17 protein-coding genes and 4 pseudogenes are annotated in these 21,631 nt (G+C 62.6%); 14 read left to right on the forward strand and 7 right to left on the reverse strand.

All coding sequences use genetic code 11. The annotated features are described in order from the left end of the window. Nucleotides 1-57: 57 nt before the first annotated feature. Nucleotides 58-399 (reverse strand): hypothetical protein, encoded by a 342-nt coding sequence (locus EJ066_RS11585; protein ID WP_126037947.1) that lies wholly within the window; start codon nucleotides 397-399, stop codon nucleotides 58-60. A 284-nt stretch (nucleotides 400-683) separates the two neighbouring features. After that, the gene (locus tag EJ066_RS31290; RefSeq protein WP_189644478.1) at nucleotides 684-833 is read right to left on the reverse strand and encodes a hypothetical protein; all 150 of its coding nucleotides are present in this window, start codon (nucleotides 831-833) and stop codon (nucleotides 684-686) included. 252 nt (nucleotides 834-1,085) lie between these two features. Here EJ066_RS31290 and EJ066_RS11590 point away from each other — a divergent pair, with 252 nt between their 5' ends. The 3 genes and pseudogenes from EJ066_RS11590 to EJ066_RS31810 form a co-directional block, all read left to right on the forward strand. After that, entirely contained in the window at nucleotides 1,086-1,961 is an 876-nt protein-coding gene (locus tag EJ066_RS11590; protein WP_126043829.1) for an ABC transporter substrate-binding protein, read from the forward strand. After that, nucleotides 1,954-3,999, forward strand: a complete 2,046-nt coding sequence (gene fhuB, locus EJ066_RS11595) for a Fe(3+)-hydroxamate ABC transporter permease FhuB (protein WP_126037950.1) — start codon at nucleotides 1,954-1,956, stop codon at nucleotides 3,997-3,999. The genes EJ066_RS11590 and fhuB overlap by 8 nt, the downstream gene beginning before the upstream one ends. A gap of 28 nt (nucleotides 4,000-4,027) precedes the next feature. Next, nucleotides 4,028-4,224 (forward strand): annotated as a pseudogene (locus tag EJ066_RS31810) (alpha/beta hydrolase); the annotation flags it as partial. Between the two features lie 188 nt (nucleotides 4,225-4,412). Here EJ066_RS31810 and EJ066_RS11605 read toward each other — a convergent pair. Next, nucleotides 4,413-5,129 carry a GNAT family protein gene (locus EJ066_RS11605; RefSeq protein WP_189644479.1) on the reverse strand — a complete coding sequence of 239 codons (717 nt, stop codon included), beginning with the start codon at nucleotides 5,127-5,129 and terminating at the stop codon, nucleotides 4,413-4,415. A 679-nt stretch (nucleotides 5,130-5,808) separates the two neighbouring features. Here EJ066_RS11605 and EJ066_RS11610 point away from each other — a divergent pair. Together EJ066_RS11610 and EJ066_RS11615 are read left to right on the forward strand one after the other, a co-directional pair. Next, nucleotides 5,809-7,728 (forward strand): potassium transporter Kup, encoded by a 1,920-nt coding sequence (locus tag EJ066_RS11610; RefSeq protein WP_091600265.1) that lies wholly within the window; start codon nucleotides 5,809-5,811, stop codon nucleotides 7,726-7,728. A gap of 298 nt (nucleotides 7,729-8,026) precedes the next feature. Next, nucleotides 8,027-8,263 carry a hypothetical protein gene (locus EJ066_RS11615; RefSeq protein WP_091600251.1) on the forward strand — a complete coding sequence of 79 codons (237 nt, stop codon included), beginning with the start codon at nucleotides 8,027-8,029 and terminating at the stop codon, nucleotides 8,261-8,263. Nucleotides 8,264-8,437: 174 nt separating this feature from the next. Here EJ066_RS11615 and EJ066_RS11620 read toward each other — a convergent pair. Together EJ066_RS11620 and istA are read right to left on the reverse strand one after the other, a co-directional pair. Next, a pseudogene (locus EJ066_RS11620) lies at nucleotides 8,438-9,040 on the reverse strand (ATP-binding protein); the annotation flags it as partial. A gap of 16 nt (nucleotides 9,041-9,056) precedes the next feature. After that, a pseudogene (gene istA, locus EJ066_RS11625) lies at nucleotides 9,057-10,458 on the reverse strand (IS21 family transposase); the annotation flags it as partial. Nucleotides 10,459-10,521: 63 nt separating this feature from the next. Between istA and EJ066_RS11630 the strand changes: the two are divergent. The 9 genes and pseudogenes from EJ066_RS11630 (at nucleotide 10,522) to qatD (ending at nucleotide 18,901) form a co-directional block, all read left to right on the forward strand. Beyond that, nucleotides 10,522-10,827: a tyrosine-type recombinase/integrase gene (locus tag EJ066_RS11630; protein ID WP_206516950.1), complete on the forward strand. Its 306-nt coding sequence runs from the start codon at nucleotides 10,522-10,524 to the stop codon at nucleotides 10,825-10,827. 133 nt (nucleotides 10,828-10,960) lie between these two features. Then, nucleotides 10,961-11,308 (forward strand): annotated as a pseudogene (locus EJ066_RS11635) (IS21 family transposase); the annotation flags it as partial. 344 nt (nucleotides 11,309-11,652) lie between these two features. Beyond that, nucleotides 11,653-12,447, forward strand: coding sequence for a DUF1403 family protein (locus EJ066_RS11640; protein ID WP_329608779.1), 795 nt, complete (start codon nucleotides 11,653-11,655; stop codon nucleotides 12,445-12,447). A gap of 34 nt (nucleotides 12,448-12,481) precedes the next feature. Continuing rightward, nucleotides 12,482-12,583: a DUF1403 family protein gene (locus tag EJ066_RS32540; protein WP_329608780.1), complete on the forward strand. Its 102-nt coding sequence runs from the start codon at nucleotides 12,482-12,484 to the stop codon at nucleotides 12,581-12,583. A gap of 5 nt (nucleotides 12,584-12,588) precedes the next feature. Next, a complete protein-coding gene (locus EJ066_RS11645; RefSeq protein ID WP_091600266.1) occupies nucleotides 12,589-13,281 on the forward strand; it encodes an SMC-Scp complex subunit ScpB in 693 nt (230 codons plus the stop codon). Nucleotides 13,282-13,979: 698 nt separating this feature from the next. Then, entirely contained in the window at nucleotides 13,980-15,869 is a 1,890-nt protein-coding gene (gene qatA, locus EJ066_RS11650; protein WP_091600253.1) for a Qat anti-phage system ATPase QatA, read from the forward strand. A gap of 331 nt (nucleotides 15,870-16,200) precedes the next feature. Further along, nucleotides 16,201-16,773, forward strand: coding sequence for a Qat anti-phage system associated protein QatB (gene qatB / locus EJ066_RS11655; RefSeq protein WP_126089958.1), 573 nt, complete (start codon nucleotides 16,201-16,203; stop codon nucleotides 16,771-16,773). After that, nucleotides 16,770-18,140, forward strand: a complete 1,371-nt coding sequence (gene qatC, locus EJ066_RS11660; RefSeq protein WP_091600255.1) for a Qat anti-phage system QueC-like protein QatC — start codon at nucleotides 16,770-16,772, stop codon at nucleotides 18,138-18,140. Before qatB ends, qatC begins: the two co-directional genes overlap by 4 nt. A 2-nt stretch (nucleotides 18,141-18,142) precedes the next feature. Next, nucleotides 18,143-18,901 carry a Qat anti-phage system TatD family nuclease QatD gene (gene qatD / locus EJ066_RS11665; protein ID WP_091600256.1) on the forward strand — a complete coding sequence of 253 codons (759 nt, stop codon included), beginning with the start codon at nucleotides 18,143-18,145 and terminating at the stop codon, nucleotides 18,899-18,901. A gap of 51 nt (nucleotides 18,902-18,952) precedes the next feature. Here the strand turns inward: qatD and EJ066_RS11670 are convergent, their stop codons facing one another. Together EJ066_RS11670 and EJ066_RS11675 are read right to left on the reverse strand one after the other, a co-directional pair. Next, nucleotides 18,953-19,663, reverse strand: a complete 711-nt coding sequence (locus tag EJ066_RS11670; protein ID WP_091600257.1) for a YfbU family protein — start codon at nucleotides 19,661-19,663, stop codon at nucleotides 18,953-18,955. Between the two features lie 211 nt (nucleotides 19,664-19,874). Continuing rightward, the gene (locus tag EJ066_RS11675; RefSeq protein WP_091600258.1) at nucleotides 19,875-21,509 is read right to left on the reverse strand and encodes a hypothetical protein; all 1,635 of its coding nucleotides are present in this window, start codon (nucleotides 21,507-21,509) and stop codon (nucleotides 19,875-19,877) included. Nucleotides 21,510-21,631: the final 122 nt, after the last annotated feature.

The raw sequence follows: 21,631 nt of genomic DNA on the forward strand, positions 1-21,631 counted from the left end.
CCCCGGGTCCGTTGAGGTTCAGGTCAGGCCGGCCTCACCTGAATATCGGCAGACCCGTCAGAGGACCAGCGTGACGGTGGACGCGATCAGCATCACGGCCGCGATGCCGACGAACAGGGCATAGATACGCGGCCGGTCGAGCAAGAGCGCATTTCCCGATATCCACGCCGCGGTGGCGCCGCCAAGCGCGTAGAGGAAGCCGTTACGATGCCCAAAGGCCAGGGATGCGGCCATCAGGCCGCCAATGACGAGGGCGCCGAACACGATGATCACGGCGACCGCGTATTTCTCGAAATCGTTGCTGCCCACTGCCGGACCCATCTGGTTCAACGTCGACAGATCGTCAGGGTCGAAGGGGTTGGCCGACCCATATTCGTCTTGACCGACAGGCTCACGCATCTTTCATTCTCCTTGAAGCGGCAACAAATCACCAAGCCTTGCCGAGCGCAACTGGATCGCGCCGGGTTCAAGGCGATCGGCACGGTCTTCAACACTTTCCGGCGACGGCTTGCCACCGGTTTTTTGGATTTATGCCGGATTATCCTGTCGCTCCAGGCGATCTGTCCGACTGGAATCGCCGGACGAGCCGTTCAGCATGCAATGCGTTCGTGAAGGAAAAATGATGCCAGAGCGTCGGACCGGCGGCACGGTTCGACTGGTCCGCCGCTCTGGCTCGACCGGCTCTAGAACTTCATGCTGAGGTTGCCCTTGATGACGCGGCCTTCGCCATAGATGCAGCTGAGGTCGTCATTGCTGCCGCTCTCATAGCACGTCGAGTGGCTGCAGAGCAGGGTCGAGAGGCATGTCGCAGCGACCAGTGTGCCTTGGCCCATGGCCCGTTTCGCGCCGCACGATATGCACTCAACCTCATCTCGATACCCCTCAATGCCTGCGATGCGCACAGCGCCGTTCCAGTCGGCGCAAAATGTTGAGTCTAATAGTCAACTTCAATGTTGACTATTAAAGTCATGTTTAATAGTCAACCGGGCATCGGCGGCGATAACCAGATTCTGGAAACGCGGGCGCAACGAGCTGGAGAGAAATCTAGGACCGTGACCAAGACTCACATCCAGGCGGCCATCCGAATGACCCGGCGCGAGGCGCTCGGACTTTTCGCGCTGCCCTTGACCGCTATTGCGTCCTCGACGGTCGAGGCGAAACCGCTGCGCATCGTCTGCCTGGATGACGGGCTGGCCGAGACCTTGCTGATGCTCGGCGTCAATCCAGTGGCCGTTGCCGGTCGCGACGTCTGGGAGAAATGGGTGGTCGAACCGCCGCTGCCGCCGGAGATCGCCGATGTCGGCACCTTGCTGGAACCCAATCTCGAACTGCTGCAGCAGCTTGCCCCGGACGTCATCCTGGCCATGCCGTATCTCGACGGCATCAAGCCGCTGCTCGAACGCGTCGCGCCGGTGACGACGATCGGGCTCTATACCGAAGCGGGACAGCCCTATCAGCGCGCCGTCGAGGCAACCCGCCAGCTGGCCGGGCTTGTCGGCAAGGAAAGGGAAGGCGAGGCGCTGATCGCGGCGACGGATGCGTATTTTTCAGAGGTTCGCCAGGAGCTGGCGCCACTTTCGGCCCGGCCGATCTATGTCGTCAGCTTCATGGATCCGCGCAATGTGCGCGTCTATGGCAAAAAAAGCCTGTTTCAGGAGGTGTTCGATCGCGTCGGGCTGCGCAACGCCTGGACAGGCGAGACCAACTATTGGGGGTTTTCGACCATCGGCATCGACGGCCTGGCCACATCGAGCGACGCGCGCCTTGCCTATCTCGAACCCTTGCCCGAGGGCGCGGGGGGCACGCTGACCGAAAGCCCGGTCTGGAATGCCATGCCCTTCGTGCGCAACCGCTCGATCATGCGTCTTCCCGCCGTCCTGATGTTCGGCGCGCTTCCATCCGCCACCCGTTTCGCCCGCGTCCTGGCCAAGGCGATGACCGGGGAAGCTGCCCGTGGCTGAGGACGGTGCAGCCCTGGCGAGAGACGGTAAGCTCGCCGGCCGGACATGGCCGCGCGGCACGTTCGGCAATCAGCCGGTGGGCGCGATCCTGCTCTGTGCGATGCTATCGGCGGCAGCGGCGGCGGCAACCGTCTCTAATCTCACTGTTCAGCTGCCGTCGGCACTTTGGCTGCAATCGCTCACCGCCCCCGACATCGAGGACATGCGGCAGGTTCTCATCCACTATGCCTTCCTGCCCAGGCTTGCGGTCAGCCTTTTGTGTGGTGCCGCGCTTGGGCTTGCCGGAACCGTCCTGCAGCAGGTTCTGCGCAACCCGTTGGCGTCGCCGGAAACCGTCGGCGTCTCGGCAGGCGCCCATCTGGCGCTGGCCTTGGCGACGCTCCTGGCACCCTCCCTGCTCGCCTTCGGCCGCGAATGGGTGGCGCTGGCCGGTGCCTTCGTCGCCATATCAGCCGTCTTCGCCCTGTCCTGGCACAAGGGCCTGTCGCCGCTTTCCGTGGTGCTCGCGGGGCTGGTCGTCAGCCTCTATGCCGGCGCGATCGGGGCGGCCCTCATCGTGCTGCGGCACGAATGGCTGGCCAGCCTGTTCATCTGGGGCGCCGGTTCGCTCGGCCAGCAGGACTGGACAACGACGCTTTGGCTGTTGCCGCGCATCGGCGCCGCGGCGGTCGCGATCGGCTTGATGGTGCGGCCGCTGACCCTGCTTGGCCTCGACGATGAAGGCGCGCGCAGCCTCGGCGTTCCGCTTGGCGTTTATCGCTTCGCCGGGCTGGCTGCTTCCGTCGCGCTCACCGCCTTCGTCGTCGCCGCCGTCGGCGTGATAGGCTTCGTCGGCTTGGCGGCCGCCTCCCTTGCCCGCATCGGCGGTGCGCGCCGGCTGAGCCAGCGGCTGGTCATGGCGCCGCTCATCGGTGCATCACTTCTGTGGGCCGCCGACCAGGCGGTGCAATTGGCGACCGGGCCGCAGGGCGACCTGCTGCCGACCGGTGCGATCACCGCCCTTCTTGGCGCGCCATTGCTGCTGTGGCTGCTGCCCCGCCTTGCCCTTGGCCTGGAGGTCCCGGCGCTCACCGCGGAGCGCCTGCCCAGAATAGGCCGGCCCGGCCTTGTGCTGGCGGCAATCGGCCTGTCCCTGCTTCTGCTGCTCGGGCTGGCCTTGCTCTATGGGCCGGGGCCGCATGGCTGGACAATCGCCTTCGGTGATGAGCTGCAGCCCTTGCTGGCATGGCGGTGGCCCCGCGTGTTCGCCGCGTTTGCCGCCGGCGCGATGCTGGCGCTTGCCGGGCTGATGATGCAGCGGCTGACCGGCAATCCGATGGCGAGCCCCGAGGTGCTCGGCATCAGCGCCGGTGCGGCGCTCGGCATGATGGTGGCGCTGTTCGCGCTCTCCGATGCGGGCCGCCCGGCCCAGACCGCGGCGGCGACCGTCGGCGCCTTCGCCGCTCTGCTGGTGACGCTGGCCATCGGGCGGCGCGCCGCCTATGCGCCGGAGCGCCTGCTGCTGGCCGGCGTGGCTTTGACGGCGCTGTTCGACGCGCTGATTCTGGTGCTGACCGCCAGCGGCGACCCGCGCGCCGTGAAGCTCCTCAACTGGCTGACCGGCTCGACCTATGGCGTCGATGCCGGTGCCGCGCTTCTGACCGGCGCCATCGCAATTGTCCTGTTGCTTCTCGCCTCGCTTTTCATGCGCTGGCTGGAGATGTTGCCGCTCGGCTCCTCCGCCGTTCAGGCCCTTGGCATCGATGTGCCCAAAACCCGGCTTCTCGTGCTGCTGATGGTCGCTGCGCTCACGGCCGCGTCGACGCTGATCGTCGGGCCGCTGACCTTCATCGGCTTGATGGCGCCGCATCTCGCTCGCCGCCTTGGGCTGGCCCGCGCGCTGCCGCACGCCGCCGGCGCGGTACTGGCCGGGGCGATGATCATGGTCGCCGCCGACTGGATCGGCCGCACCGCCATCTTCCCGCTTCAGATTCCGGCTGGGCTCGTCGCCACGCTGATCGGCGGACCCGTGCTGATGTGGTTGCTGCGCCGCCGCTGACGCCCTCATTCCAGTGCAAGAGATGCTCATGTCCGAATTGATTTCGACGCCCGCTCTGATCGCCGACACCACGGTCCACGATCTTGTCCCGCGCATGACGGCGCTCCCTATCGGATATTTCTGCACGTGCCGGCAAAGTCAGCGCCGCGGGCCGGCTGGCCGGTTCTCTACATGACCGACGGCAACGCTTTGATCGGCACCGCGCTCGATGCCATGCGCGCGCAGGGGAGAAGGTGGCCGGCGCCACTTTTGGGGGGGCGTTGGGGTAGGTTGCCTGATCGGCGCCGGCCTAGCGGAAATCAGGTCCGCCGCAAGAAAACATAACATGCACGACAAAGGATGACAGTGGTGTGATCACGTAAGACTGTTCGCGCTTTCCCAACGCGGTGCACCACGGTGGTTTCATTCAGTGTTCAGCCAATGGCGGTACTGTCCATCGCTGGCCCCGGGTAGAGTTTGCGCTCCATGGCGGCTTTCGCCTTTGGCCAGTCGTCGGCCGTGATCGCATAGCGTGCGAGGTCGCAGTCTCTTCCGTGGACCTGTCTCGCGCTCCTGGCGATGCCCTCCAGAGTGAGCCCGGATTTTTCCATCGCCCGCCTCGCGGCGATGTTTTCCGCGGACGTTTCAGATTCCCAGCGGCGGAAGCCGCATTCATCGAACGCGCGGACCATGGCGAGGTAGGTTGACTCCAGCGAAGCAAGTGTCCCGGCAAGCGATCGAGACTTGACGACGCGGCCGGATTCTACCGTTCGGTGGTTCAGATCGATCGAGCGGTAAGCGCGGATGCCAAGCGCCCTGCCATCCCTAACGATCGCATAGATATCCGATGTGGCCGGGCGGGAGAGCAATCTGTCGATCAGAGACCGTTTTGCGCCGGGTTTCGTCATCTGGTTCAAGTGCCCGACGAACTGGCTCTCCGACGAGATGATCGGCCAGTTCATGAATCCCACATAGTCATTCAATTCCGTACCGCCTAACGCCTCCCAAAGCTGCGGGCCGTGCTTCCTCGGGTCCAACATTTCGTTGATGACATAACGGCCTATCATCGGGGTTCGCGGTAACGGCAATGCTGCTGTCATCGTCGAAGCTAATCCTAGTTCCGCGTCAGAGGGAAGCCGGGTACAGAACACGGTCGAGATCCGCGTCGGCGGCAGGGGCGCCAGTCAACGCCGATCGAGTTCACAGGGGCTTTGAATTTGCTGGAAGAAATATGGTGCCCAGAGGCGGATTCGAAGCGAAGGAAATCTGGCTTTGTTTCCAAATAGTTGACGCCCACACAAGAGCAGGGATAGCCAACAAAAATACCAACAAAATATTTCTGTGGATTGGTTCGGTTCCCGGAAATCGCTCTATTCGCTCAATGCCATCGCATCCCAACCTTATCTCAGAAGCGGAGCGTTGAGCAAGTCGCAGGTCCGCTGCTGCCTCCAATTTCCCCGAGATCTGATCGCCCTTACCACTTGAAGATGGCGGCGAGAGCGTCTTTCGACTTGACGCTTACGTCCTTGAAAATATTGAACTTTTCGCGGCATTTGTTACACAGTCTGTTACACGGCTACAGCGTTAATTTAAGCTCTCGGCATCTGAGCTCGCGCGCCCGAGCATCGACCTAATCCGATACTGGCTCGGGGCATCGTTGCTCCCGGAGCTTCAGCGTAGTCTCGCAAAAATTCCCAAGCCGCTTCGGGGCTGACGAGTCTGCGAAGCCGACGAGCGATAGGCAATACCGAGACGCAGACATTACGTGACGGCACTTGATATTGCAGTGCAGCAAGCGTAGAGCACCGCCCGCTTATGGGAGTGTCGTCCATGGCCCTTACCAATGCTGGTAACGAGGCAGAACCTGTCGAACAATCGAGCCATTCTGAGGTCGAGCAGCACAGCACCAAGGTGCTGATGCTGGGCGCGTTGGGCGTGGTTTACGGCGATATCGGCACCAGCCCGATCTATGCATTCCGAGAGGCGTTGCACGCATCGGCCGGTGGCAACGTCGCCAACCGTGGCGACATCCTCGGCGTACTCTCGCTGATCATCTGGTCGCTGACGATCACCGTCACCATCAAATACATCATGTTCGTGCTCCGTGCCGACAATCGCGGCGAGGGCGGGGTGCTGTCGCTGATGGCGCTGGCGCGCAACAGTTTCCCGACGCGCTCGGCGGTGATCCTCGGCATCGGCATTGTCGGCGCGGCGCTTTTTTTCGGCGACGCAGTCATTACGCCGGCGATCTCGGTGCTGTCGGCGGTCGAAGGTATGAATGTCGTCACGCCGACCTTCCAGCCCTATGTGGTGCCGCTGACACTGGCCATTCTGGCGGTCGTGTTTGCGGTACAGCGGTTTGGCACCGGCGGCGTAGGATTGGTGTTCGGGCCCGTTACCGCGCTGTGGTTCCTGGCCATCGGCCTTTCCGGCCTCAACCACATCATGGACGACCCGGAAATCCTGCTGGCAATCAGCCCGCATTATATCGTGTCATTCCTGATCAACTCGCCCGAAGTCGCCTTCGTCACGGTTGGTGCGGTTTTTCTCGCCGTCACCGGCGCTGAGGCGCTCTATGCCGACCTCGGCCATTTCGGGCGCAAGCCGATCGTGCTTGCCTGGCTGGCCATCGTGTTTCCTTGCCTGTTGCTCAACTATGTCGGGCAAGGCGCCTTCGTGCTGGCGAATGGCGGTGTCGTCGGTCATCCCTTCTTCGAGATGAACGAAGGCCGGATGCTTATCCCGATGGTGGTGCTGGCGACGGCGGCGACCGTGATCGCCAGCCAGGCGGTGATCTCCGGCGCTTTCTCGCTGACCAGGCAAGCAGTGCAGCTCAACATGCTGCCGCGCCTGGAAATCCTGCATACGTCGGAAAGACAATCCGGCCAGATCTATATGCCGCGCGTCAACATGCTACTGGCGCTCGTGGTGATGCTGCTGGTGGTCGGCTTTGGCGAATCTAGCAAGCTTGCCTCGGCCTACGGCATTTCGGTGACAGGCAACATGCTGGTGACGAACATACTGCTTTATGTCGTCATGACGCGCATCTGGAAATGGCCGCTCGGCGTCGCGATAGCCTTAATGGCGGTGTTCGTCTTCATCGATACCGGCTTCTTTGCAGCCAACATCGTCAAGGTATTCGAAGGCGGCTGGGCCTCGCTTGCCATTGCCGCAGTGATCGTGATGACCATGTGGACTTGGATAAGAGGCACCAGGTATCTATTCGACAAGACGCGCAGGAACGAGATTCCGCTCGATTCCCTTGCAGGCAATCTGTTGAAGAGGAAACCGCAGCTGATGTCCGGTACGGCCGTGTTCCTGACCAGCGATCCCGCCAGCGCGCCGACCGCGTTGATGCACAGCCTGAAGCACTACAAGGTGCTGCACGAACAGAATGTCATCCTCTCGGTGGTGACGGCGCAACAACCCGTCGTGCCCGACAGTGACCGGGTCAAGATGGAAACGATCAACGAGCTGTTCATGCGGGTGACGCTGACCTTCGGCTATATGGAGCAGCCCAATATCCCGCGCGCGCTGGCGATCTGCCGCAAGCAGGGCTGGAAGTTCGACATCATGACGACCTCTTTCTTCCTGTCGCGGCGCTCGCTCAAGGCCTCGCCCAATTCCGGCATGCCGGTCTGGCAGGACAAGCTGTTCATCGGGCTGGCGCGCACGGCGGCCGACGCAACGGAATATTTCCAGATCCCGACCGGACGCGTCGTCGAGATCGGAACACAGGTGGCGATTTAGTGCATGCCGCAGTTCAGCAGCTGAGAAGCCACTTGAGCGTGTCCATAGAAAGCGCCTCACTGAATACCAAACATCCCCATCCTCTGTTTGGTACGTTTCCAACTCTTGATATCTTGGAATTGACCAAGGATCGCTGCTTGGGTTCTGTCTCGGGAGGCGCGACTTCGGTGAGCAGAACTCTAGCAGCCCTTTCCCAGACTCTCCGCATGAATCGGAGTAGCCTGCTTCCATCGGCGATTTACATGTGGCATCGCCGTTGAGCGACGGCCACCCTTCCGCCCTAATGGGAGGAACAGCTATGGTCAGTAACACCAGCTCAATGAGTGGCATTGCCTATCCCAGCGACCTGGCTTTGTTGAAGCAGGTCTTTGATCGTGTCTGCGCCGAGGCAGGTATCTCCGTTAGTAGCATGCAGGCGGAGCGCCTGAGCGTGAGCGTAATGGCACTGTTCTCGGACGGCGAGTTCGATGAGGCCGTTCTTTATGAACGCCTTAAGCTTGATGCCCGCTCCTTGCCCAGAACGGGCAGCGTATGACCTCCGATCATCAGGAAGTCCTCACGAGCCTTGTAGCTCGTTATGAAACCGTAGTGTCGATACAGGACCGGATCGTTGAGCACGACCGGCGTTTCGGGCCTAGCATCCGAATTGGATGAAGTCCTACTGGAGCGGCTGCTCGTCTCGTTACGGAAGGCCCGCGTCGCCCTGGAGCTGGGCGGTGATCAGGGTGGATTTGCGGCGATAGCGTTCCTCGACGATTTCGAACAGATGGAAGCGCTGTTGGTCGGTGAGGCTGTGAGTTCCGAAGTCATCGAGGATGAGCAGTTGCGCGCGGGTGAGTTTGTCGATGAGGCGTGGGAAGCGGCCATCGAGACGAGCGAGCGCCAAATCCTCGAACAGGCGCGGCACGCGCACATAGAGCACGGAATGATCGAGCCGTGCCGCTTGCCGTCCGAAGGCGCAGGCCAGCCACGACTTGCCGGTTCCGGTCTGGCCGGTGACGATCAGGTTCTCATGAGTTTTCAGCCATTTGCCCTGGGCGAGCGCCATGGTGCTGCGCCGGTCGAGTCCGCGCGGCGCGGCAAAGTCGATGTCCTCGATGCAGGCTTCGGGAAAGCGCAGCCTGGCTGAGGCGAGCCGGTTCCGGACGCGCTTGTCGGCCCGCATGGCGACCTCGCGGTCGAGCATCAGGCCGAGCCACTCGTCACGGCTGAGTTCGTTGGCGTTGTTGCGTTCGGCCAGTTCGCGCCAGGCGGCAGCCATGCCGGCCAGACCGAGGGCCTGCATCTGGTCGAGGGTAGGGTTCGTCAGCATTCTTTCTTTTTCCTTCACGGTAATAGGTGGAGCCGCGGATGTTGGCGTCTGGGGTGTCGGCTTTGCCGGTTCTGCGGAGCTGGCCCGGTCGAGGCCGGCTTTGAGGATGGCGGTGACGGAGGAGTAGGCGATCGCGTTGATCAGCAGCGCCCGCTCGCAGGCGGCATCGAGACGCTCCGGCCCATAGCGCGGCGCCAGCGACAGGATGCCCATGGCCGAGCGATATCCCTGTTCCGGATGCGGCCGGTCGCGCATCATGCGCTCGACCAGGATGGCGGCGTTGGGGCCGATCCTGGCCGCCCTGCTGATCAGGCTGGCCGGCGTGGTGTTGGCGTAGCGCTGGTGCGCCTTGGGCATGTGTTCGTTGACGGTGACATGGCCGGAACGCTGTGAGCGACGGACATGGCTGGCGACACGCTGGTGATCGTGGAAGATCTCGACCACTCGATGCGTGAGCCGCACCTCGACGGTGCGCCCGATCAGCCGGTGCGGCACCGAGTAAAAGGTCTTGTCGACCTCGACATGGTAGTCAGGATGGACCTTCGCCGACTTCCACTCGGCGTATTCGAACGGTGCCGCCGGCAGCGGCTTCAAGGCAGCCGCTCGATCTCCCCGAACAGTTCGCGGCGGCTTTGGCCGACATGGCGCATCGGCCGGTTGTTCAGCTCCTCGAGCAGTTCGGCGATCGCCGCGTTGAGCTCGGCGATCGAGAAGAAGGATCGGTTCCTCAGCCGCGCCAGAATCCAGCGCTCGACAATCAGCACCGCGCCTTCGACCTTGCCCTTGTCGCGCGGCTTGCGGCTGCGGGTCGGCAGGATGGTGGTGTCGTAATGCTCGGCCATCGCGGCAAAGGTCGCGTTCAGCGTCGGCTCGAACCACAGCGTCTTGACGACACCGGCCTTCAGGTTGTCGCACACGATCGCTCTGGTGACGCCGCCGAAGAAGGCGAGCGCTCGCACCTGGCCCTCGATCCAGTCCGGCAGCTTCTGGCTGGAGCTGGCAAAGGCGAAGGTCAGATTGGAGGCGCCCAGCACCGCGACAAAAATGTGCGCCGGGTAAATGATGCCGGTCGCCGGATCGATCACCGGCACCGTCTGCCCGGCATAGTCCGTCTGCATCACCGCGCCCGCCGCATGCCGGTTGCGGAATGTCGCGCTCGTCCGGCGCTCGAAAGCGGCGAAGTGCTCGCAGAACCAGGTGTAGCCGTAGCCGTCGGGGTTGGCGGCGCGATACTCCTGCCACAACAGCGTCAGCGTCACCCCCTTGCGCTTCAACTCCCTGGCGATCAGCGCAAAGTTCGGTTCGCTTAGGTCTTGCGGCGGACGACCGGCACGGCCAAACAGCAGCCGCTCAAGTGTCGCGTCGTCGTGCGATATCGCTGGCTCGCCTCGTGACCGATCGGGATAGGAGCGATGCAGTCTTTCTGGGGCGGATGAAGGAACCTTTGACACGGTTCGGAATACACCGCGTCGTGACGCAATATGCCGCCATGGCGAGAAAAACCGTGCCGACCGTGGCCACGAAGCGCGTCAGGCCGTGGCCACGAAGCGCGTCAGCCCCATACGATTCGTCACACGACAGCCGTCCACCTCCTGCGTGCCGGCGTCGATATCGACACGATCCGCGCCTGGCTCGGCCATGTGTCGTTGGACACCACGCACATCTACGCCGAGGTTGATCTGGAAATGAAGGCAAAGGCGTTGGCCAAGGTTGAAGTCAGCGGCTTGAAAGAGCCCCCACGGCAGCGATCTCTGCCGTCATTAATGGCATTCCTGAAAGCCCTGTAGCGAACTACCATCGCCGTTCTTCTTATGTGGCGGCTTGGGCCAAGGAAATCACTGACATCCTTGGCTCATCCCCCGGAGACGCAACATAAATTTGGCCGCAACATAACAGGTGAAGTGTTATGCCGAACATATTAGCCGCTTCTGCGAACTCTTTCGCAGTTTCGAGCAGCGGCTTTCGCCGATGATGCGCCAGGAGCATGCGGCCGGCGACAAGGTCTTCGTCGACTATTCCGGCAAGAAGATCCCGATTGTTGATCGCAAGACCGGTGAGATCCGCGAGGCAGAGATCTTCGTGGCAGTGCTCGGCGCATCCAGCTTCACCTTTGCGGAGGCAACTTGGACGCAAACGCTCCCGGACTGGATCGGCTCGCATGTCCGGATGTTTCGTTTCTTCGGAGGCGTTCCCCGGCTGATCGTTCCCGACAATCTGAAGTCGGGCGTCAGCAGCGCCAGCTTCTACGACCCCGAGATCAACCGCAGCTAGGGGAGGGGATTTCGTTGACCATCGGCCGGCAGAGGAGCGGGCCGAGCGTTTCGTGACATGACCGAACGGAATTTCGTCCGGCTGCGCAAAAAGGTGCCCTGTCGAGACTTACTTGTTAGCAGGGACGAACTCGTGAAGAGTTAAACGACTGATAAGGCAACATTATCATTCGTTTTATGATGCCGACAAGCACAGCGCTTTCTGCGCAAATAGATTGCTAAAAGCGCCGTCATGACTCATCGTGCTTGCGATGATTCTGCGACCCAACCCCTCTCTGTCTCGCCGTGGCGTGCTTGGCGGCGCCTCTTCGATCGCACCGATGGCAACGGTGCCGACCTGGGTTGCGCGGGGCCGCCCTCGACACCCAAACGGTTGCGGGACAAGGCATCGAGGACATTGCAGTCACGGCCGGCGCCGCCATCGGCGCGCTCGATGCGGTGGTCCGCCGGCAGGAGCGGTGGGCCGGCGCCTGGCGGCAGCGCCTGGCGCTTTCGGCGGCTGCGGTCACGGCACGGCAGGCAGGGCGCGTCGAGGACGAAGCGGCCTTGCGCGATGCCGTATTGCTCACAAGACCGGGCGGCAATGTCGGTCCCGCCGGCCTTTTCTTTCTTGCTTGGCGGCGGCTGGCATCTCGGCCAGCGGACGATCTGCTAACGGAGAAAAATGTCGCGGCGGTGCTGGAAGATCTAGGTCTCACGCTCAACGATGAGGCGGTCAGCGATCTGACGGACGATCTGCGACAGCTTGCCGCCAACACCGGCACGGTCGAAACGCTGGTCGGGGCCTTCGCGGCCGCGGAGCGTTACGGCCTCCGGCGCGTTCTCGGAGCCTGGCTTGCCGATGTCTTGCTCGCGCAGCGGCTAGGCTGGACACATGCAATCCCTTTGTTGGGCGCCAAAGCGACCTTAGTTGTGGGTACGTGCCGGGCGCGTCGACCAGTGACTGCCGCTCTGGCTGCCGGCGCCGAAACGGAAGCCGATTGGGCCAAAAGCCTGCTGGCCGCGCAGGCGCGCGCTGCGCTGCGCGCCATTGATCTTTTCGCCGAACTTGAGCGCCGGGCGGACCGGCTGCTTGCGGTTGCGCCGAAACTCAGGGCCAAGGCGGCGGACGTCGTCGTGGAAAAAGCTGCTCTCTGACGACGCGATCGTCGCCTCAGAACAAATCGCCGGCATGAGCGATCGCGGCCTGCGCCGCCTGTTCGACCGGCTGGTCGAGCTCGGTGCCGTGCGTGAATTGTCCGGCCGCGCTACCTTCCGCATCTACGGGCTGTGAAGACAATGGCGGAGAGTGCACGTAGGCGAGGAGGGAGCCGGCCAGATGACCGTCGATCAGCTGACCAGCTGTTTGACCGGGAACTGGATCATCTGCCGCCGGAAGCGCGTTGGCGTGAATGGATGCACCGGGTCGAAGCAACGATCTTCGCCGCTAGCGAGCCGGTCGACCGCGAAATGCTCGCCCGCATCGTCGGGAAAAGCTGCAGCATTGATCTTCTCATCGACGACATCCGCGAGGAGCTGCGCGGCCGCCCTTACGATCTGGTTTCGGTCGCCGGCGGCTGGAAACATTTGACCCGGCCTGCCTATGCAGACGCCATCCGTGCTGCTGTAGGTGGAAGTGGGAAGACGGCCGACCTTACGCAGTCGGAGGTTTTGGTGCTGATGTGCATCGGCTACTTCCAGCCGATCACCCGCGCCGAACTGTCGTCTTTCTTCGGCAACGAGATCAGTCGCGATTTTATTGGTCATCTGCGCGGTGCCGGCCTGATCGCTTCCGGTCCGCGCAGCCCAACGCCGGGCGCGCCCTACACCTATGTGACGACAAAAGAATTCCTGCTGGAGTTCGGGCTCGACACGCTGCGCGACCTGCCGGATTTCGAAGCCCTCGAGGACGCTGGACTGCTCTCGAAGGAGAAGCTACTCGCAGGTGATATCATGCCAGGATTATACAACGACGAGGAAGAGCATGCTTAGCGTCGGCACTGATGAATAATACGCTGCCTGGCCGGTGGCCGCAGTTCGCGGCGTCCTCAACAGGATCTACGACCGGGGTTCGCGAGATGACGTGAGGAGACGCTGTCGGGCGTGGGGCGTTGCCTAGAAAATGGTGGGGGGAAATATGCCTGTAGCTCGTATTGAACGTGTCATTGGCGGTTTGGTAACCGCGTGGGCCGAGCCCGGTTCTGATGGCTACTTTGCCTGCCATCACTTTGGATCTAACGTGCATCCAGCCCACCTCTCCAGTTTGGATGAGGTGGCGGATTTCCTACGTTCGCATCTCGGCAGCGGTGTTCGCATGAACCCCGGCTGGGTCAAGATTGTACGGAACATCCACATCGATGGGGTTTTGCTCCGCTGATCGGCGCGAGCCGTTCTGGAGAGCCAAAAACGCCGGTGGCGGTGAATGATGGGTCACTCGCAGGCGCGCTGCCTGGTGTGAAGTTGTATCCATCGAGAGTGCTATTTAAGCCGCCGGACGGACCCTGGATAAGCAAATCATCCCAAGAAAAATCCTAGACAAATCATGAGACGGCGCTTCTAATTGCTGAGCCGACCGAAATAGCGGGTTGCGCATGTCTCTCAGTGCTTTGGGGGTTATTGCGAGAGACAGATTGCAATTCTGAACTCTGTTATAACGGCAAGGATACCCAGGGTTTGGGGGAGGGGATTTCGTGATTATCGCGGATAATGAAACCGCCATCGACTACCTGTATTACGAGACGGTCGCTAAAACGGTCGTCAAGCTGATCAGGCAGAAGTCGAAGGAACCGTTGACGATCGGGTTGCACGGCGACTGGGGAGCGGGCAAATCCAGCACGCTGCTGATGATTGAGTCGGCATTCAAGGGACAGACAGACACCCTGTGTGTCCGGTTCAACGGCTGGCTGTTTGAGGGATACGACGACGCGAAGGCGGTGCTGATCGAGACGATCGTCGCAGCCCTCCTCAAGGAGAGGTCCGGGATCGCCAAGGTGGCGGACAAGGCCTGGGACGTCCTGAAGGCCGTCAACTGGATGAAGGCCGCCCGCACCGCAGGCAGCCTGGCGTTCACCATGGCGACCGGGATCCCCGGTCCGGACCTGATCCAGGGGATTGGTTCGATCGCGGGCAAGGTGATTAGCGATCCCAAGGCCTACCTGACCGGCGACGTGTTCAACAAGGTCATGGACGGTGCGGCGGAGCATTTTAAGGAGGCCGCACCTTCCGAGACGACGCCGCAACGGATGCACGCCTTTCGCGAAGACTTCGAGGAGCTGCTGGAGCGCGCCAAGGTCGACCGGCTGATCGTCTTGATCGACGACCTCGATCGATGCCTCCCGCAGACGGCGATCGCCACGCTGGAGGCTATCCGCCTGTTCTTGTTCGTGCCGAACGCGGCGTTCGTCATCGCCGCTGACGAGGGCATGATTGAATATGCCGTGCGCAACCACTTTCCCGATCTCCCGGCGGCGGCGGGGCCTACAAGCTACGCGCGCAACTACTTGGAAAAACTGATCCAGGTTCCGTTCCGCATGCCGGCACTTGGCGCGTCGGAGACCTTGGTCTATCTCACCTTGCTGCTCTATCTGGCCTCCGGCGTCAGCGACAGTTCGGTGGAGTTCAAGAGCCTGCTCGAGGTGGCGCGCAAGGCCTTGCAGCGGCCCTGGCTGGGCACCGGCTTCGACCGAGACAAAATCAAGGCGAGGCTGGGGTCCATACCCTCCGATCTGGATGCCGCCCTGCAGCTTGCGGCGGAGATTACGCCGATCCTAACCGAGGGCGCCCACGGCAATCCCCGGCAGATCAAACGCTTCGTCAACACCATGGCCCTGCGCGTCGAGATCGCCAGCGAGCGCGGCTTCCAGGACGATATCAAGCAATCCGTCTTGGCCAAGCTGATGTTGGCGGAGCGATTCGCCCCGGAACTGTTCAACGCGATCGCCCGCGACGCGTCCGCTGACGGCTCCAAGACCATCTCGATCCTCGAGCGGAAGGTGACCTCGAAGGGTGGCAAGGACGCCGATGATGATCCCATGGCCGACTGGCCCAACATCGAGTGGGTCAAGCGCTGGGCGGCGATCACCCCGCCGCTGAACGGCATCGACCTGCGGCCCTACGTGTTTGTCAGCCGCGACCGCAGGACGTCCGCCGGCATCGGTGTCGCCGGCGGCCCCGTGGAAGCCATGATCGAGCGGCTGGCGACGTCGACTCTCGGCGTCACGCAGGTGACGAAGGCCGAGGTGGCTGCGCTCACGCCCGAAGATGCCAACCGGGTGTTCCAGGGCCTCGTGACGAAGATTGATCAGACCGAAGATCTCGGCAAACGGCCGCCGGCGGCCGAGGGTCTGGCGCGCCTTTGCGGAGACCGGCCGGAACTGCGCGAACCGCTGGTTGCATTCCTCGGACGACTGCCGGTGAGCAAGATCGGCGGGTGGGTGGTTAGCGGCTGGGGTGTGGCGGTTGAGGGTCCGCAGGCGCAAGAGTTCGCCGAGCTCGTGGGAGAGTGGGCAACGCAGACCTCGAACAAGCCACTGAGCGTCGTCGCGTCGCTGCAGCTGAACCCGAAGTCGAAGAGAAAGTAACATGGGAACCTCCGGCACCAAGCCCAGTTCCCCCCGGGCGCTGCTCCCAACCTGGGTGGACGACGTCGCCGCGTCGACCCCGTCGGCCCCGCCCCTTCCGACACCGCTTCCCGTGCCCGCCCCGCCGGGGCAGCCCGGAGCAACTCCGGTTCCTGCCCCGTCGGGCACACCGCCGAACCCGGTTCCCGTGCCACAGCCGCTGCCCCCGCTGGCGTCACCGGCGGCGGGCAAGCCACTCGGCTCCGCTCGCTCGGATTTCTCCCGTGCGGCCCGCTCGCGCGGGGGTGGCGGCAGGGACCTGAGGCGCGCCGCCGGCAAGTACGTCAGAGCCATGGGCGGTGCACGCAACGCTGCCCGTGCCATGGCGCCGTCCCGCAGGGTGATGACTGGCCTGGGACAGCTGTTGGGTCAGGTGGCGCAGAACGGCCCGGCTGCGGCTCTGCGGTTCTTCAACCTGCAGAGCCTCGTCGGCGCCCCGATAGCCGACGTCTTCCTCGCCCTCACGGACCTCCTGTGCCCTGACGGCGGGACGATTGATGAGGCCATTGCGAGGAACGCGATGCTCGAGACCGTGGGCGAGCTCGGCGCGGCGGGAGATCTGCCTTTCGATGGCGCCACGCCCGACGTGCTGGACGCCGTGTTCACCGGTGCGCTCGCACGCTCGATCGAGACCAAGCTGTTCAACGAGATCGGGGGCAGGTCCATACGGCTCCCGACCGACGTTGCCGCGGTCGAGATCATTCAGAGGACGCTGCACGACTTCATCCAGGGCACCGTCCGCGATCGCTTCGCGGCTGCGGGCGGCACGCTGGCGTCAGTTCCCTACGCGGGCGTCGAGGCCTTCGTCCAGGCCATCTACGAGCAGTCCTTCGAACTGATCCGCATCCTGGGGGATAGCGCATGAGACGTTTCGTGTTTGTCGGCCGCCTGGGTGCGGCGGATAACGGGGCCGTGCCGGTCGTCCAGCCGGACGCGACGCCGGTGACGGTCCAGTTCGTGGCCGCGAACAAGCGGCTCGATTACGGCATCGGCAACGCGCTGCAGACGTTGGCCGACCTCGGTCTCCGGCGGACGGAAACCGCGATCGACCTCGTCATCGTCGCCGCCATGGTCAACGCGGCCGACACCCGCGTCTCGCGCTCCGCGAATGCACAGGACGGCTGGACCCGGGAGCTGGACCTAGTGGTGCCGGTGCGTGAGCCTGACTTGTGGGCGGCGCAGGGAGCGTTGCTCGCCCGCACTCTCAGGTTCTTGACGGGCGACCATTGGCGTATCGTGTTCAGGGCACGGCCCGCACCCTTTGCGACGATCGCAACGGCGCGGCCGTCGCTGGGCCTCGCCGAGCCGGACGAAGTGTGTCTGTTCTCCGGCGGTCTGGACAGTCTCGTCGGGGCGTTGGATTTCCTGGCCGGGGGCGGGAAGCCGCTTCTGGTGAGCCATTACTGGGATTCGGAGACGAGCAAGGCGCAGACGTTGCTGCTGGACTTGCTGCGCAAGAATTACAAAACAAACGAGCCGTTGTCCCTGCGGGCGCGCCTCGGCTTCGACCGCAACCATGTCGACACCGGCGAGGTGGAAAACAGCCAGAGGGGGAGATCCTTCCTGTTTTTCGCGTTGGCCATTTTGGCGGCTTCGGGGCTGACGTCTGACGCCCCGGTCCGCGTGCCCGAGAACGGCCTGATCGGCCTCAACGTACCCCTCGACCCGCTCCGCCTCGGTTCGCTCAGCACCCGCACCACTCACCCATTCTACATGGCGCGCTTCAACGAGTTGATGCGGGGGCTTGGCATCGCCCGGCGTCTGGAAAACCCCTATCGCCACGTGACCAAGGGTCAGATGGTCAGGGATTGCGAGGATCCGGCGCTGTTGCGACGGGCCATTCCCTCGTCGATGTCGTGTTCCTCGCCGGCGAAAGCCCGCTACAGAGGCCTGCCACCGCAGCACTGCGGAACGTGCGTCCCCTGTCTGATCCGCAGAGCATCCCTGGCAGCCGGCCTGGACGCGAACGAGTCGGATACGACACCCTATGTGGTGAAGGATTTGGCGGCGCGTCGTCTCGATACGCTCGAGGCCGAGGGCGAACATGTGAGGTCGTTTCAGCTGATGGCGGAGCGGTTACGGCGGAATCCGCGGGCCGCAAAGGCCCTCGCGCGCATCCCCGGTCCGCTGACCGACGAGCCGTCCGAGATTGACGACTATGTTGACGTCTTCGTGCGAGGGATGCAGGAAGTGGCCCATTTCCTCGAACCCGTCAGGGCGAAGCCTAGCTGAGCATGTCTGCACCACGCCTCGTCGATTTCCACTGTCACCTGGACCTGTATCCAGATCCGGCCGCGGCTATAAGAGCCTGCGAAGAGGCTAAGGTGGCGACGCTCGCGGTGACGACGACGCCGAAGGCGTTCAGGCAGAACATGAACCTTGCAAAGGGCGCCGAGTTTGTGCGCATTGGGCTCGGCATTCACCCGCATCTTGCCGAGCAGCGCTGGACCGAACTGCCCCTGTTCGAGGCGCTGTTGCCCGAGACGAGGTATGTCGGCGAAGTCGGTCTCGATGCGAGCCCCGCACACTACCGCTCGATCGATCGTCAAGTCGACGTCTTCAGGCGTATTCTAACCTCCTGCCAGAGGGCGGGGGACAAGATCCTCTCCGTGCATAGCGTCCGCACGGCGTCGAAGGTTCTCGACCACATCGAGGAGCTGCTTCCCAAGGGCAGTGGCAAGGTGGTGCTGCACTGGTTCAGCGGATCGGTCGCAGACGCGCGGCGGGCTGCGGCTCTCGGGTGCTATTTTTCCGTCAACCAGGCCATGTTCAGGTCCGAGCGGTCAGTGGCTCTCCTCGGGACCTTGCCGCTCGACCGGCTGCTCACGGAGACGGATGGTCCCTTCGTGGAGGTAGATGGTTCCCCCGTCACGCCGGGCGGCGTGGACGAGGCCGTTCGCATGCTTGGCGACGTTGTGGGCCTGGGCGCCGAGGAGATGCGGCGCGCCATTTTGAATAATCTAAAGGCAGTTTTGGAACGGTCCGCAAACTGACGATTCCACGCCGACCCGAGCTTATCGTGGCCAGCGACTCTGCACCATTCGCTACCGGAGCTTGAGGAGCTCGATGAGCTCGTCGGCGTTGAGCAACTGGCCGGCACGCCTGTATGCCGGCGAACCGCGGCGGGCCTCGATTTCGGCATATTTCTGCAGCATCTCGCGATAAGTCGACACCGTGTTGGCGTGAGCGTTCAGGGATCTGTCCCTGAACTCCTCAAAGCGCCCGAGCTTTTCGACCATGAATTTGGCCATCGACATGTAGCGTCCCTCTTCGTTCCCGTCGAAGCCGTCAAACTTGGGGTTTTTCCCCCAGTACTTCACCTGGTCCTCGACGCGCTGCCTGTCTTCGGGACTGAGCTTCTCATATCCCCATTCAATGGCTCGCCACATCGCCATCGTGTCGACCACGAAGTCGAGCGCCTCGGGGTCGTCGACCTCATCGTGAAAGATGCCCGACATTTCCCATTCCAGGCCCCAGAAATGGCCTCCGTAGATGGCGCTCTGAATCAACTCGACTGACTTCATGTCCTCGTAGCCTTTATGCTGGCGCAGGACTTCGGCTAGCATCCACATGATCAGTTTTTCAGAGCTGGTCGGCCGGAAGGCCTTGCGCCGACCAGCCTCAAGCCCAGTATACACCAAGGTGCGGATGGCCTCTGCCCGCGAAGGGAGGTCACGCTGCTCTCCCCGCCAAGCATCGATCCGGTCAATCGTGCTTTCATCGAGCCTGAGCTCGAATCGCTCGGTTTTCACCATATCTACCTCCAATCAAGTCCGTACCGAATCCATATCGTACGGACATTGTACGTAAGACACGGTGAAAGGCAAGCATCGCCATCTCGCATGTCGTTACTTGGGTCAGGACGGGGGCGCGTCACACCCCCCACGGCTGGCATGCCGGCCGGTGCCTGCACCTCCGGCATGTGGCTAGGCGCTCGTCGGGACCCTCAGGGAACAGGCGAGTCGATCAGAGTGCAGGTGTCAGGATCCGGGCCGTAGTACTGCGCGAACTGTCGCTCGCCAAGGCGATCAGTGCAGCATTTTCGGATTTCCCGGTAAGCCATTTGAAATCGTAGCGGAAAGGTCCCGGCTCGAGGACCCATTGCAGGGCGAGATCGAACACGAGCATTCCGCCAAAGAAGGTGTTGACCAGTTTCTTGATGTTTTCGGGGCTCCGGCCGCGCACGGCGCGAGGAAAGATCTGCTCGGTGTCACCTCTGTCCTGGAAGAGGGACAGATGGGTGACGAACAGCGATCCGGCCTCAGGGTTGAAGTTGTCTCCCGCCATCCAGATGCCCGGCCAACAGAAAAATTCGGGACTGCGCTGCTTGTCTCGGCAAAAAGCGATGAAGTGCGAGACCAGGACCCGGACAGGCATGTTCACACCGGCATAGTTGAACGTACGATGCTCCTCCATCAGGGCATCGACAGGGCCCTTGTCGCCGAGCAGCCCGACCACGGCAGCAAGTCCCGTCCGCGGATCATCGTATCCGCATCGCTCGCTCAGTCGCGCCGCGACGTGCTCATACTCCTGAGCGGAGAAATTTTGCACCGCCTGGGCGAGCTCGGGGGTTTCGGCTGCGGCCAGGCAAAGTCTTGTGAAGCGCGCGCCAGGATCAACGTCGCGGATAAAGTCCTCGAAGAACTCGATGTCGAGCGGAAACCCCCTCGTCGGGTTGATTGCCAGATCGCAGATCAGCAGAAACAGGCCGACGATCGGGCTGTCATACCGTTCGGGCCATTCTGTCCCAGTAAGCACCAGGAACAGTTCAAACGAGTCGACATAGACGGGCGCAAAGTAGCCTTGCTCGCGATACGTCTGAAGCAGCTCGGGACCGCCTGACGATGCCAAATACTGAATTTGGCAAAAGCGGGCCTGGCCTTCGAATATCTGCTGGATGCCGATGTCGGCGTAAGGTGGGCGCGCACCGCGATGGAAGCCTTCAATCCGGCTGAGTTGAAGTTTGAGGAATTGTGCATCCCAGCGACCGGGGTCGGGAAATTGCCCTTCCGCGAAGTCACAGGACCCGTTGATCGCGTGGACGATCTCACCATAGGTTTTGAGGTAGCTGTGCCCGACGCTCTGAAAATAGGGCGTTTGCTCCAGCGAGAGGATCGACTTCGGCGACCAGGCAAGTTGCTTGTAGAACTTGATGTCGAGCGCGTTGTTGACGGCAATATTGGCGGCGGCGAGCACCGGATCAGAGTGCGTCCGACCGTCGAGCATCGCCCTGTGCGCCCAAGCCTTTACAGGTTTGGCGACGCCGGCGCCCCGCGCAAAGGTCTGAAGAGACGTCATGCTGCCATAGATTTGCGCCGGGTACGCCAGGCTGAGGATGAGTCCCGCAGTGGACCCCATGTGCTGCCACCAATGCACGGTTTCGTGCAGATAGGTCGAGTAGGCTTGGTACAGTTCGGCTGCGTCATGACCCTCGGTGTCGCGCTGGGTGAGCGCGTCGACAAGCTCATGGGCGCGGGGACTGAGGCGCAAGACGAAATGTTCCGTCGTGTAGCTCCCGTGGCCTGCCAGCGTGGCGTCGAACACCAGTGGATCGTTGGCTGGGTTGAGCAGATACGGATCGAGATGGGAGAACAGGGACATGGGAGAACTGTAGCAGAGATTGCCTACGGAAGCGGACAAACGCCGGGCTACCAGGCGATCGGCCTGACGGCACGCCACGGCGGTGCAGGTCGGCCTGGAATTCGTCAGTCCGGAGGCGCCAA

The sequence above is a fragment of the Mesorhizobium sp. M9A.F.Ca.ET.002.03.1.2 genome, assembly GCF_003952365.1.
Classification (GTDB): Bacteria; Pseudomonadota; Alphaproteobacteria; order Rhizobiales; family Rhizobiaceae; genus Mesorhizobium.

Excerpts from the sequence above, each read along its gene's own strand:
- qatC (WP_091600255.1), top strand. The coding sequence starts at position 16,770 with ATGAGACGTTTCGTGTTTGTCGGCCGCCTGGGTGCGGCGGATAACGGG.
- EJ066_RS11675 (WP_091600258.1), bottom strand. The coding sequence starts at position 21,509 with ATGTCCCTGTTCTCCCATCTCGATCCGTATCTGCTCAACCCAGCCAAC.
- EJ066_RS11645 (WP_091600266.1), top strand. The coding sequence starts at position 12,589 with ATGGCGGAGAGTGCACGTAGGCGAGGAGGGAGCCGGCCAGATGACCGT.
- EJ066_RS11670 (WP_091600257.1), bottom strand. The coding sequence starts at position 19,663 with ATGGTGAAAACCGAGCGATTCGAGCTCAGGCTCGATGAAAGCACGATT.
- EJ066_RS31290 (WP_189644478.1), bottom strand. The coding sequence starts at position 833 with ATGGGCCAAGGCACACTGGTCGCTGCGACATGCCTCTCGACCCTGCTC.
- EJ066_RS11585 (WP_126037947.1), bottom strand. The coding sequence starts at position 399 with ATGCGTGAGCCTGTCGGTCAAGACGAATATGGGTCGGCCAACCCCTTC.
- EJ066_RS11590 (WP_126043829.1), top strand. The coding sequence starts at position 1,086 with ATGACCCGGCGCGAGGCGCTCGGACTTTTCGCGCTGCCCTTGACCGCT.
- qatD (WP_091600256.1), top strand. The coding sequence starts at position 18,143 with ATGTCTGCACCACGCCTCGTCGATTTCCACTGTCACCTGGACCTGTAT.
- qatB (WP_126089958.1), top strand. The coding sequence starts at position 16,201 with ATGGGCGGTGCACGCAACGCTGCCCGTGCCATGGCGCCGTCCCGCAGG.
- EJ066_RS32540 (WP_329608780.1), top strand. The coding sequence starts at position 12,482 with ATGAGCGATCGCGGCCTGCGCCGCCTGTTCGACCGGCTGGTCGAGCTC.
- EJ066_RS11610 (WP_091600265.1), top strand. The coding sequence starts at position 5,809 with ATGGCCCTTACCAATGCTGGTAACGAGGCAGAACCTGTCGAACAATCG.
- EJ066_RS11615 (WP_091600251.1), top strand. The coding sequence starts at position 8,027 with ATGGTCAGTAACACCAGCTCAATGAGTGGCATTGCCTATCCCAGCGAC.
- EJ066_RS11630 (WP_206516950.1), top strand. The coding sequence starts at position 10,522 with ATGCCGCCATGGCGAGAAAAACCGTGCCGACCGTGGCCACGAAGCGCG.